Annotated in this window: 12 protein-coding genes; 5 read left to right on the forward strand and 7 right to left on the reverse strand. The window is 59.3% G+C overall.

Features of this window, described 5'->3' with window-relative positions:
• Positions 1–157 precede the first annotated feature (157 nt).
• Positions 158–904, reverse strand: coding sequence for a FadR/GntR family transcriptional regulator (locus ABH944_RS07760; protein WP_404605882.1), 747 nt, complete (start codon positions 902–904; stop codon positions 158–160).
• A 267-nt stretch (positions 905–1,171) separates the two neighbouring features.
• Between ABH944_RS07760 and lhpI the strand changes: the two genes are divergently transcribed.
• Positions 1,172–2,080, forward strand: a complete 909-nt coding sequence (gene lhpI / locus ABH944_RS07765) for a bifunctional Delta(1)-pyrroline-2-carboxylate/Delta(1)-piperideine-2-carboxylate reductase (protein WP_404605880.1) — start codon at positions 1,172–1,174, stop codon at positions 2,078–2,080.
• A gap of 83 nt (positions 2,081–2,163) precedes the next feature.
• Here lhpI and ABH944_RS07770 read toward each other — a convergent pair whose 3' ends face one another.
• Together ABH944_RS07770 and ABH944_RS07775 are read right to left on the reverse strand one after the other, a co-directional pair.
• Entirely contained in the window at positions 2,164–3,771 is a 1,608-nt protein-coding gene (locus ABH944_RS07770; protein ID WP_404605878.1) for an MFS transporter, read from the reverse strand.
• Positions 3,772–4,158: 387 nt separating this feature from the next.
• Entirely contained in the window at positions 4,159–4,998 is an 840-nt protein-coding gene (locus ABH944_RS07775; RefSeq protein ID WP_404605876.1) for a sigma-70 family RNA polymerase sigma factor, read from the reverse strand.
• Between the two features lie 196 nt (positions 4,999–5,194).
• Between ABH944_RS07775 and ABH944_RS07780 the strand changes: the two genes are divergently transcribed.
• Positions 5,195–5,518, forward strand: coding sequence for a hypothetical protein (locus tag ABH944_RS07780; protein WP_404605874.1), 324 nt, complete (start codon positions 5,195–5,197; stop codon positions 5,516–5,518).
• A gap of 146 nt (positions 5,519–5,664) precedes the next feature.
• Here the strand turns inward: ABH944_RS07780 and ABH944_RS07785 are convergent, their stop codons facing one another.
• Together ABH944_RS07785 and ABH944_RS07790 are read right to left on the reverse strand one after the other, a co-directional pair.
• The gene (locus tag ABH944_RS07785) at positions 5,665–6,795 is read right to left on the reverse strand and encodes a C13 family peptidase (RefSeq protein ID WP_404605872.1); all 1,131 of its coding nucleotides are present in this window, start codon (positions 6,793–6,795) and stop codon (positions 5,665–5,667) included.
• 83 nt (positions 6,796–6,878) lie between these two features.
• Positions 6,879–7,691 (reverse strand): IclR family transcriptional regulator, encoded by an 813-nt coding sequence (locus tag ABH944_RS07790; protein WP_404605870.1) that lies wholly within the window; start codon positions 7,689–7,691, stop codon positions 6,879–6,881.
• Between the two features lie 304 nt (positions 7,692–7,995).
• Between ABH944_RS07790 and ABH944_RS07795 the strand changes: the two genes are divergently transcribed.
• The 3 genes from ABH944_RS07795 (at position 7,996) to ABH944_RS07805 (ending at position 12,572) form a co-directional block, all read left to right on the forward strand.
• Positions 7,996–9,762 (forward strand): thiamine pyrophosphate-binding protein, encoded by a 1,767-nt coding sequence (locus tag ABH944_RS07795; RefSeq protein WP_404605869.1) that lies wholly within the window; start codon positions 7,996–7,998, stop codon positions 9,760–9,762.
• 185 nt (positions 9,763–9,947) lie between these two features.
• On the forward strand, positions 9,948–11,558 hold the full coding sequence (locus ABH944_RS07800; protein ID WP_404605867.1) for an L-lactate permease: 1,611 nt from the start codon (positions 9,948–9,950) through the stop codon (positions 11,556–11,558).
• Positions 11,559–11,849: 291 nt separating this feature from the next.
• Entirely contained in the window at positions 11,850–12,572 is a 723-nt protein-coding gene (locus ABH944_RS07805) for a GntR family transcriptional regulator (protein WP_404605865.1), read from the forward strand.
• A 203-nt stretch (positions 12,573–12,775) separates the two neighbouring features.
• On the opposite strand, the gene ABH944_RS07810 is transcribed toward ABH944_RS07805, so the two are convergent.
• Both ABH944_RS07810 and ABH944_RS07815 read right to left on the reverse strand, forming a co-directional pair.
• Positions 12,776–16,249 carry an indolepyruvate ferredoxin oxidoreductase family protein gene (locus ABH944_RS07810; protein WP_404605864.1) on the reverse strand — a complete coding sequence of 1,158 codons (3,474 nt, stop codon included), beginning with the start codon at positions 16,247–16,249 and terminating at the stop codon, positions 12,776–12,778.
• Between the two features lie 207 nt (positions 16,250–16,456).
• A complete protein-coding gene (locus tag ABH944_RS07815; protein WP_404605863.1) occupies positions 16,457–17,230 on the reverse strand; it encodes a maleate cis-trans isomerase family protein in 774 nt (257 codons plus the stop codon).
• Positions 17,231–17,248 lie beyond the last annotated feature (18 nt).

Below are 17,248 nucleotides of genomic sequence, written 5' to 3' on the forward strand. Positions count from 1 at the left end.
GGTTGCCCTCCGGGTCTAGGATACCTATTCAAGTTGCAAGTCGATTTTCGCTGTAACCCGGTTGACGCTGTATCGCGTGGCAATGGGCAAATCTTGTTCGGTGACCCGCAGAACCGCCCTCATTGGCTGATTGCCTCATTGCCTCATGGCCTGGCAATTACGTTGGCGTGATGTCCCGCTTCACACGATGGATATGCTGTTCGACGTAAAACGCTGCCGCATCTGCATCGCCCGTAATGATTGCCTCATAAATAAGCCGATGTTCCGCGACGTAGAGACGGATGCGTTGCGGGTCGAATATCCCATCGTCCTTTATCCGCTTCCACAACGACTGGTCCATTGTCTCCGCAATTTCATCTGCGATTCTTGCCAACAACGCGTCGCCGGTCATCTGGGCAAGTTGCCGATGAAAAAGACGATCGCTGTTGTTCCACAGCGCGCGTTGTTCCGGGTCGGACACGTCCGTGAGCGTTTCCATCTGCGACAGATAGTGCTCTGCAAGCTTGTCGCGCTTTCTAATTGCAGCAGCGCGGCGCGCTATTGCGGGCTCCAGTATCAGACGAACGTCCAGTGTCGCTGAGGGGCTGTAGTCGGACTGCAGTTGACCATCCGGTGTTTGCGCGATCTCCACGCTCCTGGCGAGGACGTCGGGCGCATTGCTCACGACGTATGTGCCCGAGTTTCTGCGTGTGATGACGAGCCCTTCGTTCTGAAGGGCTCCGATTGCTTCTCGTACAGCCGGCCGCCCTACTCCGAAAAGTGATGCAAGTTCGCGCTCCGAGGGCAGGCGCGCGTCGGGCATAAACCGTCCCGCGCGGATTTCGGCCCGGATCTTTTCAGATACCTGCTCGTAAATCTGAAGCGGACGGAAGTTCCGAGAGAACTCGGCTAGTGCGGAAGCCATATTTGGTCGAAGCCGAAGGGAAAGGTGGTTCCAAATATACCACTTGAGCAAGTCATCAAGACCACTTGCCGAATGCCTCAGTCTTAGGGGTCTTCCCTCGGATCTCTCTGTTTATTGGTCTTAAAAATAATCCATATCTATCCTGTTATCGATTTATATGGATTGATTCAATACCAATATTGGTTTAAATTCAATCCACCAAATGTCCGGCTTGACGGTCTTTTCCGGTACGCCGCGGCGCCCCCTTCCTACCTCAGTGGAAACAGCATGAACGCTGACAAGACGACTTTCGATGCACTTGAGACTGCCTCATTGCTTGACTACACCGCACTCGTAGAGACGCTGCGGCGAACCGTCGTCGAGTACGGCGCCGGCAACATCGTCAGTCCGGAGCGACTCTCCATTCCTTTGCGAGGTGGCGTGATGCTATCCATGCCGTCGAGCGCGGAAGATATCGCGATTCATAAGCTGGTGAATGTCTGTCCGGGCAACACTGCTCGCAACTTGCCAACCATCAACGGACAGGTCATTGCGTGCGACCCGGTCACGGGCGAGATGTTGTTCGTGCTTGACGGCCCGACCGTCACCGGACGCCGCACGGCGGCCGTATCAGCCTTGGCCGCAATGACGCTTCTGAATGGTTCGCCCAAGGAAATCCTGGTCATCGGTACGGGAAAACAGGCGTCGAATCACGTCGAAGCTTTCGCCACACTTTTCCCCGACGCGCGAATCCTGGCCAAAGGCGTTTCGGACGACAGCACGCGAAGATTTGTTGAGCGGCAAAAGGAGGTCGCGCCAAGGCTCGAGGCGCTACAAGGTGATATTCCCAAGTCCGTCGACGTTGTCGTTACCGTGACTACGAGCAAGAAGCCTGTCTACAACGAAGCGGTTCGCGCCGGTAGGTTGGTCATCGGCGTAGGTGCATTCACTCCGGACGCGGTCGAAATCAGCAAAGAGGTTGTTGATGGCAGCTTCGTGGTTGTTGATGACCCGGTGGGTGCAAAGCACGAGGCGGGTGACTTGATTCAGGCCGGCTTTGACTGGAACCGCGCCGGTTCCTTGGCACAAGCGATTCAAGGTCAGCTCAGCCCCGATGTCCCGATTTTCTTCAAGAGCGTCGGATGCGCGGCTTGGGACCTGGCCGCATGTCGTGTAGCGCGCAACGCGCCAGGTTAATCAGGGGGAAGAAACCGCCAGGTGCTATCGCATTGGCGGTTGAGCAGTTCGCGTTCGGTCCGCATCGATCCGGCATTGTTGCGTTAAACCTGCTCTTCTGCTAACGGCACAGATACCACGGGACGCGCTTCGTTCTCCTTTGCATCATCTTTTGCAACTTCTCCGTGGTCGGAGCGAACCCGCCCGAGCAGCGCAAAGACCAGAACGGCTGCCACCAAGGTCAGGATGATCGCGACCCAGAGAAGCTTCTTGAACGCAAGGTCATAGGCGAGGAGAAGGTGCGCATGATCGAAGCCCGAAAGGATCGATCCGGCTTTCGCCAGCGTTCCGGCAGCAAGTTGCGCCGCGCCCGATGCCAGGGTATCCGGATTCTGATCGGGCCTGATGTCGGTCAGGGTTTGCTGGGCGAAAAACGCCAGCAATGAACCCACAATGGCCATGGCCGTGCTATCAATCGAGACCCGCAACGCGCCGAAGATACCGACAGCCATCCCGGCTTTGTCGCTAGGGACAACACTGACCGCGAGGTTATCCATCAAGCCCCATGGAATGGCGGCACCCAGGCCGATCAGAAGCAGGTCCACGCGCATCAGGATGCCATGATCTCCCAGTGGCACCTGGGTGAGCAGAAAGAGCCCTGCGACCGAGATGAGCATGCCCAGACCCGAGAGAATGCCAACCGGAATGAATCGGGTCAGCATGGCCGAAAGGAACGGGACAAAGAGCAGCGGCGCTGAAAAATAAAGCATCAGTATCCCGGCATCCAGCGCATTGAGCCCTTCAATCCCGATAAAACGCAGCGGCAGAATAACGAGCAGCGCAATATAGGAATACGCGGTCGCGAGCGGCAGGAGCTGCGCGCCCACGAAGCGCGGATAGCGAAACAGGCTGAGATCGAGCATCGGATTCAAGACTTTCATCTCGATCACGACAAAAAGGACCAGCACCAGCGCGCTCGCCACAAAGAGCCCCATGACAAGCGAGCTCGTCCATCCATGCACCGGCGCTTCAACCACGGCGAAGGTGAAGAGCGTCAGCATGAAGGTGAAGGTACCGGCCCCTGCCCAGTCGAGACCATGCGCCGCAGAATTCTTGCTGTCCCTCATGTAGAAAATGCACAGTATCAGTGCGATAAAACTGATCAGCGCACTGCTGAGAAAAACCGCATGCCAGTTGAAAAAAGCAATCAGAATGCCGGCCAGAGTCGGGCCGAAGGCCAGGCCTGCGCCAAACGCAATGCCGATAAGACTGAAAATCCTGACGCGCGCCGGGCCTTCGAATTCCTGGGCCAGCATTGACACGCCGCCGGCATAAGAACAAGCAGCCGCAAGGCCATGCGGAACGCGAAGGAAGTCGAGCCACAAAACGCTGGGTGCGAGCGGCATCAGGAGCGAAACAATCGTCATGACCAGCATGCCGATGAAGAAGATTTTCTTGCGGCCATAGTGATCGGCCAGCGCGCCCGCCACCATCAGCGTACTGCCGCAGGCGAGCATGAAGGCATTGGTGATCCAGGAAAGAGCAACGGTCCCTCCTGCAAGATCACGACTGATGAAGGTTTGCGCGGCGGGCCCTGCCGAAAGACTTAAAGGCAAGCTGATGCAGGCCAGAATGACCGCGATAAGAACGAGGGCTTTGCCACGTGCGGACCGCGGCGCTGTTTGGGAAACATTCGTGGAGCGCTGGCGCATCAATAAGATTCCCTAAGGTTCATGCAAGACAGGAGCGGCGCAATGGGCGTCTCCCTGTTCTGAGGCATGGGGTGAATGCTAGGGGCGTCAGCGGAAAGGATAAAGAAAGACGATCCGAATTCATCTGTCGGAAAACACGAATAATGGCCGACGTTAATTTTCGATGGAGCAACAACGCAAAGAGCACGGCCTTTGCCTGGAACGCGGAGGAATTTTGAGTGAGCTCAGTGAATATTGCTTCCGGCCTTTCGCAACGGATGAAGTGATGCCGAAGCATCACCTGTTACCAGATCCATCAAATTCAGCGCTACCAGAGACAAGCCATTGACGCGATATGCAAGTCCCGGGCTCACGAGCATGTCGGAACGCCCGGCCACACCTCGCTCGTCACAGCCGCTGTACGGCGAGGCTTTCCATGACATAAGGGGCGAACCGGAAGTCGCGGATCGCGGCAATACGATCGTCGGCCCAGTCCAGCAGGATGACATACGCGACGCCGGTGACGGTCACCATCGGGTCGGTGACCAGCAGGACAGGACGATGCTCAGCCCAGCCCAGCGCGAGTGAACAATCGGGCGCCGCTGCATAACGTGTGAAGTAGATCGAGACGTCCTTGCGCCCTGAAAGACGCGTTCGACTCACGAGATCGAGGCGGACTTCCTCGGAAAGCAGATCACGTAATGCGTCGAAGTCGCGGGCATTGAAGCGCTCGGCGTACGCGAGCAACCGTTCACGATCGGCATCGGCAAGACGCGGCAGCGCAGCGTCGGAAACGTTGACCAGTTCCTTGAGCCGGCCTCGCCCCCGGTGCAGCGCGGCCTTGACCGCGGGGACGCTGATGCAGAGAATCGCCGCCGTTTCCGTCAGCGAATAGCCGAGCACATCTGCGAGCACCACGCATGAGCGCTGGAGGATGGACAAATGCAGGAACATGGCGAGGCTCGCAGCAGCAGCCACTCTGACATCGGCCTGGGCCGCGTGGTCCGCCAGATTCGCCAGTGCTTCGTCCGACTCCACAAGGCCTTGCCGCTTGCGACGGCGCAGCGCATCCAGCGCCGCGTTATGAGCAATGCCCAGCAGCCAGCTTTCCGGACGCAGGATCTCGCCGGCGGCCGGAAATGCCGCGGCCGCATTGAACAGCGCCTCCTGGACGACATCTTCGCCGTCGAAAGCCGAACCCAGCATACGCGTGCAATACCGGTGCAGACGCGGACGCATTGCTGCCATCAATTGAGTCAGTCCATCCGAATCCAAAGCGCAATCCTCCGATTGATCCAACACGCCAATATCGGATAGACGTTCCGGCTGCCGAAAAGGATGCGGCTCTACAAAAATTCTTTTAGCTGCGCATCCTTTTGCTTGTCGCTGTCGTCTTTACGTTTATCGGCGCACACCGGCGCCGGAACCGTGAAAGGAAAATATCATGCAACGACTGACCTTGGTGCGCTACACCATCAAACCTGAACAGATCGCGGAAAACGAAGCGCTTTCGCGTGCTGTGTTCGACGAGCTTCGGGCAACAACGCCCGACCACGCGGCCTATGCGCTCTTTAGAAACGGCCGCGAGTTCGTCCATGTCTTCATGAATCTCGCCGCTGACGATTCGGCGGTCGTCACCGAGCTTCCAACCTTCAAGGCGTACCAGAAAGATTTCGCGGGACGCTGCGAAGCACCCGCCGAGGTCTTGCGATTGGGCCTCGACATGCTGGACTCGTACGGGTTGCCGGATGGTTCGGCAGCACGCTGAATCCTGCCTGGACGGCTGGACGCATGAAGAAGCAAGGTCATTCGCATCGGGCGAGTCCTCGCTACGTTGTACTTACGTCTGTCCTTGCACAATGGTTTGCCCAACCACGAACCTGTGGCCGTCGGGTCAGGTCGCGTCAGCTCAGGTCAATGCTCGGACCAGACCACGCGATCATCGACGGCGTAAAGCCTGCAGTCCGCAAGCCCGCGTCGATTGCACAGGGCGAGCGCCCGCGCGGCAGGGTCAGAAGGTAGGGATGCGTCTTTGGGTGTTGTACCAACAGCATATTGCCCGGCGCCTCCACTCGATATGACGAACGCACGCGGAGAGGGTTCAGACTGATATTTTCGATAAGCGTTTTTGCCGGCATCGCCGAGTAAGGAAAGCGGGGCCACAGGGGGCGCGTCATTGATTTCATTGCCCGGTTGAAACCAGTCTTTCAAAGGCCGCTCCGCCAGCCACCGCACCTTCAATCCGACCGACATCTGCGGCTCGGAGTTCGGAAACTTCAGTACGTGTTCCCGACGCGCGATTTCCACTTTGGCTTGCGCCATCAACTGCGACAGCGACTTGGACGCATCGAAGTCAGTCGCGAACAGTCCCTCGGTGAAAAAGGTATTGCGGCTGGCAGGCTGGCACCCGAAGGAGGCCCGTTCACCCGAAGCTGCCGTTATCACGATGCGCCTCTCGCCCTGGAGCTCGGGCAGGAACGACCCTGCAAAACAGGCCGAAAGTATCACGACCGTCGGCCGCTTGCCCAAGGGCGCGAGCGCGGCCGACAGTTCTCCGGCCGTCATGGGCTGGAACTCCTTGTGCGCGGCATTCACGCCGAGAATCTTCCTGTTGCCGTGTGTGGAAATGAAAACGACGACAATATCGTCGGGTCCGGCATGGCTGGAAATGTGCTGTACCGCTTCGGCAAGCGTGGCCGGAGTCGCGAACGGGTAACGAAGCCGGCCTGTCTGCTGTCCGTTGCTGTCTTCGTACTTGACCACTGGCCCACCCAGTTCCGAGAGCCGGCTCGAGACCAGCTCCATGTCATTCTGGAAGGCGGTGGAAGCTGAACTCATGGCGAAGCCGGCAAACCACACGCGGCGACCTGTTGCCGGGGTTGCGGTGTCCCGTACGGCCTGCGCGTCCTGCTGCCGCTCAAGCGTCATGCTTTGCTGCTGCGCCTCCGGGTTGGTCGGCGACAACTCGGCACATCCGAACAACACAGTGGTTATCAGCAATGCTGCAAGCACGCGCCAGCAATGTATTACTTGAGATGATTTCATTTATTCATCGCCCGCCCGGTTCGTCAAACGCACCTTGGCACGAGGGGCCAAAAACGGCCACCTCGCAGCCCTCCTACCGAACCCTACAAGTCACTCAACAGCGTACCCAGATCCCTTTCGATAGCCGCAGCCTCGGCCTTCAATCGTGCGACGACTTCAGTTCGTCTTGGCTCCTCCAGCCGGGAAGCGATCGCGGCCACGGATACCGAAGCGACCGGACGAGCCGCAGGATCCAGGATCGGGACCGCGACACCGGACATGCCCGGGATCAAGTGTCCGTCCATGCTTGCAAAGCCGGCGCCGCGAGCCTTCTTTACTTCTGCTCGCAGCATGTCGTCGCCAAACCGGAACTTCTCACGTTCACGCGACTGCTCCCGCACGAGCCGTTCGACTTCCTCATCCGCCAATCCCGCCGCAATGGCCAAGCTGGCGCTTCCCACGCCCAGGGGTCGCCGGTCGCCCACACTCAAGGTCAGGGTCTTGATCGGAAATGCCCCTTCCGCACGGCCATAGCAGACCGCGTAATCACCGCGGCGAATCACGAAATAAATCGTGTCTTCGAGCGCGGCCGCCAGACTCTCCAGATAGGGCCTGACGCGTCCGGAAAGCTCGAACCGGTCGGCCGCTTGCGAAGCCCAGGCGAATATCCGGTCACCCAGGAAGAAGCGGGAGTTCTCCTGATCGTAGCTCGCCAGTCCATGGGCAAGCAGTCCTGCGAGGCATCGATGCGCCACGGTCTTGTTCAATTCCGTAATACGAGCGACGTCCATCAGCCTTAGCCCTCCTTTGCCCGCCATAGCCAGGGCGTCAAGAACCAGTGCCGTCCTTGCGATGTTCTGATGCGCGCCGCTGTCGCCCGCCTCACTCGCCGGTCCTTTGGAAATTGAAGCCTCCATTGCCCTCCTCCCGTTTATTGTTTGATGCCGAACCGTGCCCCGCGCTGGCGCCGCGCCCGCCGGCTGAGATTCTACGCCGTGCTCCCAAGGGATCGCCTGGCTGTCGCAACCCATCACAACCGATCCCCCAGGCGGGAAAACCCTGCTGCCGCCCCCTCTTGAAAACAGACCCAAGGTAACATAGAGTTTCGATTAAAGGAACTTTAGTTCCGATTAACGGAACTTTGCGAATGCCTTTCCCGAATCGTGAGGGGATCTTCCTGCGACATCTTTCACTGATTTTTCACTTACCAGCGGATTCACTATGAACGCCAGCAGCACGCCCGCTCAAGCCCCGGCAGAGCGGCAAACCCTCAACATGTCTGCGGGAGAAGCCATCGCGCGAATCATCAAGGCTTTCAACGGCGGCCCCATGTTCGGCATGGGAGGATTCCAGGTCCTGCCGTTCTATGACGCTACGCGGCGCCTGGAAATGCCACACCACCTGATTCACGACGAACGCAATGCGGTGTTCGTCGCCGATGCCTATGCAAAAGTCAGCGGCCGGGTCGGACTCGCCGACGCAACGGTGGGGCCAGGCGCGACCAATCTGGCTACCGGTCTCGCGGAAGCCCTCAACGCAGGCACGCCGATGGTTTGCGTGATCGGCAACACGCACCGGGATCATTCATGGAAGAACATGACCCAGGAGATCCGCCAGGTCGATGCGCTGCGCCCGCTCTGCAAGGAACTGATCCGCATTGAATCCATCAGGCGCGTCCCGGAGTTGATGCGCCGGGCTTTTGCTGTCGCGACAACAGGACGTCCCGGCCCGGTCGTCGTGGACGTTCCTGAAGACCTGATGCACGACACCTACGACTTCCCTCTGTCGGATTTCGAGGTCAACCCGGCCTACGAGATGGCGCCTGCATTGCGGTCCCGTCCGGACGCCGAATCGGTCCTGCGCGCAGCCGGGCTGCTGGCGCGTGCCCGGCGTCCCATCATCCTCGCGGGCGGCGGTGTCCATCTCTCCCGTGCCGCCGAAACGCTGAGCGCATTTGCCCGGTCGACGAATGTGCCCGTGGCCCATACGCTCACCGGCAAAGGCGCCATCCCGTGTATTGATCCACTGAGCGCCGGACTCTTTGGTCGTTACGACAGGATCGCCAACAAGCTGATCGATGAATCCGATGTCATCCTCGTCGTCGGATGCAAGCTCGGCGAAATCGCCACGAAACGCTATACGGTCCCGGCGCCCGGGAAGACGGTCATTCATCTGGACATCGTCGCGGAGGAGTTCGGCCGCACCCTTGAGCCCGACGTCATGCTCTGGGGCGACGCGAAGCTGGGTCTCGATGACCTGCTCGCCGCACTCGGTGAGCGCGCTGAATCCATGCGGCAACGACACGCCGGTTATGCCGCCGAGATTCCGCAACGCATGGAAAAGTGGCGCGAGGAGGTGGCTGACAAGCTGTATTCCAACGACAAGCCCATCAGCGTCGCGCGCATCCTGACCGAAATCAACAAGGTGCTGCCGGGCGATGGCTATCTGGTGGCGGATGGTGGTTTTGCCGCGCATTGGGCCGGCCTGCTGTTCGACACCAAGGAGGCCGGAAGACGTTTCGTCCCGGATCGCGGTTTTGCATCGATTGGCTACGGCTTGCCGGGAGCGATCGGCGTCGCACTCGCCGCCCCGGGCCGCCCCGTTCTCAGCCTGACCGGCGACAGCGGCTTCTGCATGGTTCTCGGCGACCTCGAAACTGCCAAGCGTCTGAACCTGGATTTCACCGTGATCGTCATCAATAACGCCGCATCGGGCTACGTCAAAGCGCTTCAGCACCTTGTGTATGGCGCCGGCTCCTACACCTCGTCCGACCTGAACGAAGTCAACTTCGCCAAGGTCGCTCAGTCGATGGGATGCACGGGCATCCGGGTTGAAAACCCGGACGAAATAGAAAGCGTCTTGCGGCAGGCGCTGTCGACGCGGGGTCCCGTGGTTCTCGACATGGTTGTCACGCGGGATCCCGCCAAGATGCTGCCTGGCGTCGACAGCCGCGCCGCGGTCATCAAAAAAGGCGACCGCATCGCCTGACATCGCTTACCGCGCTCCGAAAGTTGTGCCCCGGCCTGGCCTCCGGGGCGTTGCTTATCGCGAGCCACGGTGAGTCACACACATTGCGAGCAGCCCGGCAAGACTTGCGCGGCAACACGGGTCGAACCCGGCACGCGGATGCGGGCAAACAAGTATTCAAAATTCCAATCAGGAGACAAAACCGAATGTCCGGCCCCCTGTTTCATCAGATACTCGCGCCAATCGCGGGCAATCTCCCGCTCTCGTTCCTGGTCGGTATCCTGCCCGTCGGCACGGTGCTGGTGCTGCTTGGCGTCCTGCGGCGTCCCGCGTGGCAAGCTTCGCTGGCGGGCCTGATCGTCGGCCTTCTGGTCGCCATCATCGGGTGGAGGTTTCCGGTCAAGCTTGCGTTCAGCAGTGCTTTGGAAGGCACCGCCTTCGCGCTCTGGCCGATCATGTGGATACCGTTCAACGCCCTTTTGCTCTACAACGTAACCGTGTCGTCCGGCCGTTTTGACGGACTGCGAAAGTGGCTGCTGTCGAGCCTGCCTGACGACAGACGCGTGGTGCTGGTTGTCATCGGCTTTTGCTTCGGGGCTCTGCTCGAAGGCGTCGCAGGATCGGGGACGCCCGTCGCCATCTGCAGCGCACTGCTGATTTCCGTCGGCTGGAAACCGCTCGACGCGGTCGTGATCACCCTGATATTCGACACCGCTCCGGTCGCGTTTGGCGCACTCGGACTGCCGGTGACCGTGCTCGGCATGGTGACGCATCTGCCTACCAATGCACTGGCCGCGATGATGGGACGCCAGCTCCCGATCCTTGCGTTCCTGCTGCCCTTGTACGTCATGTTCATCTACGGAGGCCGCCGTTCCGTCCGCGCACTTTGGCCCCTTCTGCTGGTAGCGGGCGGCAGTTTTTCAATCACGCAATTTCTCGCGGCCAACTACATCAACTACGGGGTCGTCGACGTCCTGTCCTCCGTCGTCTCGCTCATCGTCACCGTCATGTTCCTGCGCGTCTGGCGACCGGAATACGATCAGGAATTCGCGATCGTGTCGAAGGAACCGAGGCGCCCTGCAGACGCGCCATCGGCCTTTAATGTCTGGCTGCCCTGGCTGCTGCTCTCAGTGATCGTGACCGTCTGGACCTTGTCGGATCTGTCCAGGATCGGGGAAATCAACGTTCTCTGGCCGGCCCTCCATAACGCTGTCTTCATCACGATCTACGAGCGGATCTATACGGCGGTCTGGTCGTTCCAACCGCTGTCGACAGGGACCGCCGTGCTGGCGACGGCCATCGCAACGGCCGTATGTACCGGCGTATCTCCCCGCGAATTCATTCGGGCGATCGGAAGAACCTGGGTGCAGATACGCTATACGTTCCCGACCGTGATATTCATCCTGTCACTCGCATACCTGATGAATTATTCCGGCATTGCGTATTCGTTGGGGCTCGGCGTCGCGTCTATCGGCATGGCGTTCCCGGTTGGCTCGGCGTTCCTCGGCTGGATGGCAGTGTTTCTCACAGGCAGCGACACATCAGGCAATGCACTGTTCGGTAACCTGCAGGTGGTCGCCGCGCGTCAGTTGGGACTCGATCCCATCCTGTTCGCGGCAACCAACTCGTCCGGTGGGGTGATGGGAAAAATGATCTCGCCGCAGAACCTGTCGATCGGTGTGTCAACAACCGAACTGCGCGGCAAGGAAGGGCTTGTCTTCGCTCGCACCTTTCCTCATAGCCTGTTGCTTACGCTGGTGCTGGCAGGCATTACCCTCGTTTTCCAGTTCGTTACGCCTTGGGTGATACCGCACTGACCGAGCCACGTGCCTGGTTTGCCCAGCCGCTCCGCTAACGTGACAGCGCAGCCGATGACCTAAATGCGTCGCCTTATTGTCGACAGGCGTGTATTCTTTACTCCGGCAAAGGGCCGCTTTGGAGTGCTCCTGCAGTGCTCCTGCAGTGCTCGGCGGCAGAAGAACGCTTTGCAGGTCCCCTGCCGGGACCGGTCGCATTTGTTTATGGCGAGCGCCCACAAAAGCTATAACGGCAGCGCGCTATCATATTGGTCTGGGGACGCTGTGAGCACCCCGAAGGACACCCGAGACATGGCAAACTATTCATCACTGGTTCGAGAACGGCGTCCGCGCGTGCGTGAAACCATCGCCCCAAAACGGGCGGGCATTACAGTCAACGACCTCTACGAGCAATTGAAGGAGATGGCGGTTCTGTACACCATCCGCCCGGGCGAACGCGTCAATGAACTCGAGCTTGCAGCGAAGTTCGACGTCAGCCGTACGCCCCTGCGCGAGGCGCTGAATCGCCTGGTCGCTGAAAACCTGCTCCACTTCGTTCCCAATCGCGGTTTCTTCGTAAGGGAACTGCATCGTCAGGACATCTTTGATCTTTTCGAACTACGGCGCAGCATTGAGTCTTCGGCTGTTCTGCTTGCGGTCGAGCGAGCCGATCTGAAGGACATTCGTGCACTCCGGAAATTCTGGAAGGATGTCATGAAGAGCAAGGTCCAGGCGCCGGCGGCGGAACTCACCAGCAGGGATGAGGAGTTCCACGTCCGGCTGGTCGCCCTGTCCGGGAACAACGAAATGGTCCGCGCGTTATACGGCATTAATGCCCGGATCCACTTCGTACGATGGGTCGACCTGGAGCAACGCGGTCACGATGCATTCTCCGAGCATCTGGACATTCTTGACGCGATTGAGGCGCGCGACGTGGAGCGTTGCCGCGAACTGACGGAAACGCACATCACCTGGCGAATGGAAGAAATCGCGAAGGTGGTCGACGCAGGCGTCGTCAAGCTGTTTTCCCGATAAGCGTCATAAACCAGGCTGCGTGCCTGCAAGGGCCCCGCCCGATCCGATGCGCCGGCCGCACATTGCTCGGCAGCCTTCTGCGGCGAGCGCTCTGGAAAAATGAAGTCCCAGCCCGCTGAATGCGCAAGTCACCAGAACAAGCTTGTCGGCGAGTTCAAATCGAAATGTCATGATGAACGGGATCCGATAGTGAATGACCGCACTCAGGCCACCTGCTTCAATTCGATGACGGCATGGCCGGACAGTTGGGCAACCGCACTGCGCCACTCTTCATCCAGCGCCCGGAAGTTTCGCTCCTTGACGTGCCCGTAGCCGCGTATTTTCCCGGCGATCGAAGCGGCGCGCAAAGCGGTCTGGTGATTGCGGACGGTGCCGTGCGTGACGATCTGATCGACGGTCTCTTCATATCGGGTGATCAAACCGCGCTCCATCCTGCGCTCTGCGGTATAGCCGAAAATATCGAACGGCGTTGCGCGGAGGACTTTCAGTTTTGCGAGCACCCTGAATGCGGGCAACATCCACGCGCCGAACTCCCGCTTGACGGGTTCGCCAGTCTGTCCGTCCCTGCGTGCCAACAACGGCGGCGCCAGATTGAAGGCGATCTTGAAGTCACCTTCAAACTGCGCCTTCATGCTCTCGATAAATTCTTTCGATGAGTGCAGCCGGGCAACTTCGTACTCGTCCTTGTACGCCATCAGTTTGAAATAGACCTCGGCCACAGCGCGGGTCACCGTCTCGTTTCGTCGCGAGACAATGTGCTCCCACTCGCGAACCTTGCCAACCAGCGAACGATACCGCTCCCCGTAAGCTGCATTCTGGTAGTCGCTCAGGAACTTCACGCGACGCTCGATGATCTCGTCAAGCGCCATCGAGATCCTTAAGGACTCCCTCGGCTGTTTCGCCGCCTCAATGACTTTCTCTGCCGCGTGGGGAGAAAGAGCGGTACGGCGCCCCCACAGGAATGCATCCTTGTTCGAAGCCACGGCTGCGCCATTGAGTTCGATCGCGGCGTAAATGGCGTCCGCGCCAATCGGAATCAAGCCTCGCTGATAAGCGTAACCGAGCATGAACATGTTGCCGGCCAGGGTGTCGCCAAAGAGGCCCAATGCATACCTGGTCGCGTCGACGAACTCGACTTGATCGCTGCCGACCGCAACGGTAAGGCTCGTGCGCAAATCCGCGGCGGGAAACTTCAAATCCGGGTGCCGCGTAAATTCGCCCGTCATGACTTCGTGCGTGTTGACCAGCATCCGCGTGACGCCGTGGCGAGTCGTCGCCAACGTCTTGCGGCTAGCGGCGACCACCATGTCAAAGCCAAGCACTACATCTGCGCCTCCCGTGGCAATCCGGATCGATTTGATCGCGGCAGGGTCTTTCCCAAAGCGAAGATGGGACCACACGGAGCCGCCCTTCTGCGCAAGCCCTGCCATGTCGAGAATGCCGCAGCCCTTGCCTTCGAAATGCGCAGCCATTCCGAGGATCGCCCCGATAGTCACTACGCCTGTTCCGCCAACCCCTGTCACGATGATCGAGAAGATCCCGTTTTCAAGCGATGGAAGCCCGGGTTCGCCAAGCGCGGGGAAAAGGCCCGCGTCCGGTTTCACCGCTCCAGCCTTACGAAGCTTCCCGCCGTGAATGGTCACGAAGCTTGGACAGAAACCGTTATTGCACGAGTAGTCCTTGTTGCAGGAAGACTGGTCGATCTCGCGCTTGCGGCCGAACTCGGTCTCGAGCGGGACAAGCGATACGCAGTTCGATTTCACCCCGCAGTCGCCGCATCCTTCGCAAACGAGATCGTTGATCACCAGCCGTTTTGCGGGATCCGGAAACTGTTGGCGCTTGCGCCGCCGGCGCTTTTCCGCAGCGCACGTCTGGTCGTAGACCAGCACGGTCACACCGGCAATGTCCCGCAGTTCCCGCTGCACCTTCTCAAGTCCGGAGCGGTGATGGATCGTCACGCCGGTCGCCCAGCCGGCATTGGCCGGATATTTCGACGGGTCATCGGACACGACCGCAATACGCCTGACACCTTCAGCGTGAACCTGCGTGGTGATCGTCACGGGACTGAGCTGACCATCGTGGCGTTGGCCACCGGTCATCGCAACCGCGTCGTTATACAGGACCTTGAACGTGATGTTCGTGTTCGCTGCGAGCGCGGCGCGAATGGACAGTAGACCGGAATGGAAATAGGTCCCGTCGCCCATATTCTGGAACATGTGAGGGCGTTTCGAGAACGGCGCCTCTCCCACCCAGGCCATCCCTTCCGCACCCATCTGCGTGTAGCCAAGCGTTCCGCGCTCCATTGTCTGCGCCATCCAGCTGCACCCGATCCCCGCGTACGCCTTGCTGCCCTCCGGAATAACCGTCGAAGAATTGTGCGGGCATCCGCTGCAGAAGTAGAAGCTGCGAAGCATCGGTTCCGGTGCGAATTCCTTGCTGATCAAATCACTAAGGATAGCTACTCGATTGGCAATCGTCTCGTCGGAGGAAAAACTCGCAAGCCGTTCTCCCAATGCGACGGCGATCTGCACCGAGTTCAGCGACATCTCGACCGGAAACAGTTTCTTGCCCTTTTCATCGTGCTTGCCGATGACTACCGGCGCGTTGGGCGCGCGGTAGAGAATGTCCTTGATCTGGAATTCGAGAAGGCTGCGCTTTTCCTCCACCACCATCAAAAGATCGAGTCCATCCGCAAACTCGCGCAAGCCTTCGGGCTCAAGCGGCCACGTACACGCAACCTTATAGATCGCCACGCCCATTGCGGCAAGTTCCGTCTCGCCGAGATCGAGATCGTCAACCGCCTGCAGGACGTCGAGGTAGCTCTTGCCATGCGTGACAATGCCAATCCGGGCACTGCGATTTCCCAGCGTGACTTTATCCAGCCGGTTTGCACGCAGGAATGCGCGCACTGCGTCCAGCTTGAAGTTGTGCAACCGGAACTCCTGCTCCTGAGGCGTGTCCGGTTGCCGGAGGTTGAGGCCTCCGGGCGGCATGTCGAAACGCTCCGGAAGCACGGGCGCGACACGCTCAACATTCACATCGATAACAGCCGATGCATCCGCCGTGTCCTTGACGCATTTCAAGCCGACCCAGCAACCGGAGTATCGCGACAATGCCCATCCGAACAGTCCATAGTCAAGGATCTCCTGTACGCCGCTTGGACTCAGGATAGGGATGGACGCGTCGAGCAGCGCAAATTCGGATTGGTGACAGGTGGTGGACGACTCGCATGTGTGATCGTCGCCCATCAGGACCAGGACGCCGCCGTTTTTCGAACTGCCCGCCAGGTTCGCATGTCTGAACGCATCACCGCTTCGATCGACACCCGGACCCTTGCCATACCAGATCGAAAATACCCCGTCGTACTTGCCTTCTCCGTCGGTCTCGGCCTGTTGCGTGCCCCACACCGCAGTAGCCGCAAGGTCTTCGTTGATACCAGGCACGAACACAACATGGGCATCGGAGAGAAATTTCTTCGCCTTGGCCAGTTCCGCATCGTATGTGCCGAGCGGAGAGCCGCGGTATCCGGAAATGTAGCCGGCGGTGTGAAGCCCGTTGGTCTCGTCGCGGCGGCGCTGCATCAAAGGCAGCCGCACCAGCGCCTGGACGCCGGTCAGGAAGATGCGTCCCGTACCGAGCGCGTATTTGTCATCGAGGGTAACTTTGCGCAGTGCCACGTTTACTCCCTGGCTGCGGATTTCACCACCGCGGATTGCTCTTTCCAGTCCCACGCGTCGTCGCCGCGCGCGATGACCATTTTGTGGACGTCCGATGCGCCGTCAACGAGGCGCGCCTGACGCGCATACCGATACATCCACTCAAGCTGCGTGTCCTTCGAATATGCGCTTGATCGAACCGCTATGCAGCGTGAAAATCCGCTCAATCTAAACGGTGAAAAGTTTTCCGAACTGTGGAAGCCGGTCGTTCACGCCAGCCAGACGCAGGGCGTGCCAGGCCATGGCGTGATTGCTCGAAATGACGGGTTTTCCAAGCACCTTCTCAATGTTTTCGACATCATCAACCAGCCTCAAGGAAGTACACGACACAAAAACTGCGTCCACTTCCTTGTGTCGGCCGAGCGCGAACACCGCCTCTCGAACTGACGCAGCGTCAATACGTGCTACCTCGTTGTCATTCGGATGCTCGAAGGAGCCCATTTGCACTACGTCGACACCGCGCGCGCCAAGATAGTCGCGCATCGATTCATTGATCTTTTGCACGTACGGCGTAAGCAGGGCAATGCGCCGTGCGCCCAGCGCATTCAGTCCAATGCGGGCGGCTGTAATAGGCGTCGTGCAGGCGACGTTGGGGCGGGCTTCCCTGATGCGTTCGAAGATCTTCTCTTCCCCGAGAACCATCGAGGCCGACGTGCAGCCGAACGCCACTACATCAAGGCGTTCGCCTGGCCGGATCACCGTGACACCCGGTGCAATGAGACCGTCCATTTGCGCGAGCGTTTCCGGCCTTATGTCGGGGGAATTCACGATCCTGCTTTCGTAGAATCCGACGCCATCGAGGGTGAGCATCTTGCGCCACTCGTATTCGATCGTATGGTCCGTTGCCAGCACGACCAGGCCGATTGCCGCCCGATGCGAGATCCCTTTGTCGAAGGAAAACCCGAACCGATGGTAATTGCCGTTACTGTCCAAAGTGTCCATTTGAAGAATGTCCTGATG

Source organism: Caballeronia udeis (assembly GCF_044909315.1).
GTDB classification, from domain to species: Bacteria; Pseudomonadota; Gammaproteobacteria; order Burkholderiales; family Burkholderiaceae; genus Caballeronia; species Caballeronia udeis_A.

Bases quoted from the DNA above. Each gene is read 5' to 3' on its own strand.
- ABH944_RS07760 (WP_404605882.1), bottom strand. From the start codon at position 904: ATGGCTTCCGCACTAGCCGAGTTCTCTCGGAACTTCCGTCCGCTTCAG.
- lhpI (WP_404605880.1), top strand. From the start codon at position 1,172: ATGAACGCTGACAAGACGACTTTCGATGCACTTGAGACTGCCTCATTG.
- ABH944_RS07770 (WP_404605878.1), bottom strand. From the start codon at position 3,771: ATGCGCCAGCGCTCCACGAATGTTTCCCAAACAGCGCCGCGGTCCGCA.
- ABH944_RS07775 (WP_404605876.1), bottom strand. From the start codon at position 4,998: ATGGCAGCAATGCGTCCGCGTCTGCACCGGTATTGCACGCGTATGCTG.
- ABH944_RS07780 (WP_404605874.1), top strand. From the start codon at position 5,195: ATGCAACGACTGACCTTGGTGCGCTACACCATCAAACCTGAACAGATC.
- ABH944_RS07785 (WP_404605872.1), bottom strand. From the start codon at position 6,795: ATGAAATCATCTCAAGTAATACATTGCTGGCGCGTGCTTGCAGCATTG.
- ABH944_RS07790 (WP_404605870.1), bottom strand. From the start codon at position 7,691: ATGGAGGCTTCAATTTCCAAAGGACCGGCGAGTGAGGCGGGCGACAGC.
- ABH944_RS07795 (WP_404605869.1), top strand. From the start codon at position 7,996: ATGAACGCCAGCAGCACGCCCGCTCAAGCCCCGGCAGAGCGGCAAACC.
- ABH944_RS07800 (WP_404605867.1), top strand. From the start codon at position 9,948: ATGTCCGGCCCCCTGTTTCATCAGATACTCGCGCCAATCGCGGGCAAT.
- ABH944_RS07805 (WP_404605865.1), top strand. From the start codon at position 11,850: ATGGCAAACTATTCATCACTGGTTCGAGAACGGCGTCCGCGCGTGCGT.
- ABH944_RS07815 (WP_404605863.1), bottom strand. From the start codon at position 17,230: ATGGACACTTTGGACAGTAACGGCAATTACCATCGGTTCGGGTTTTCC.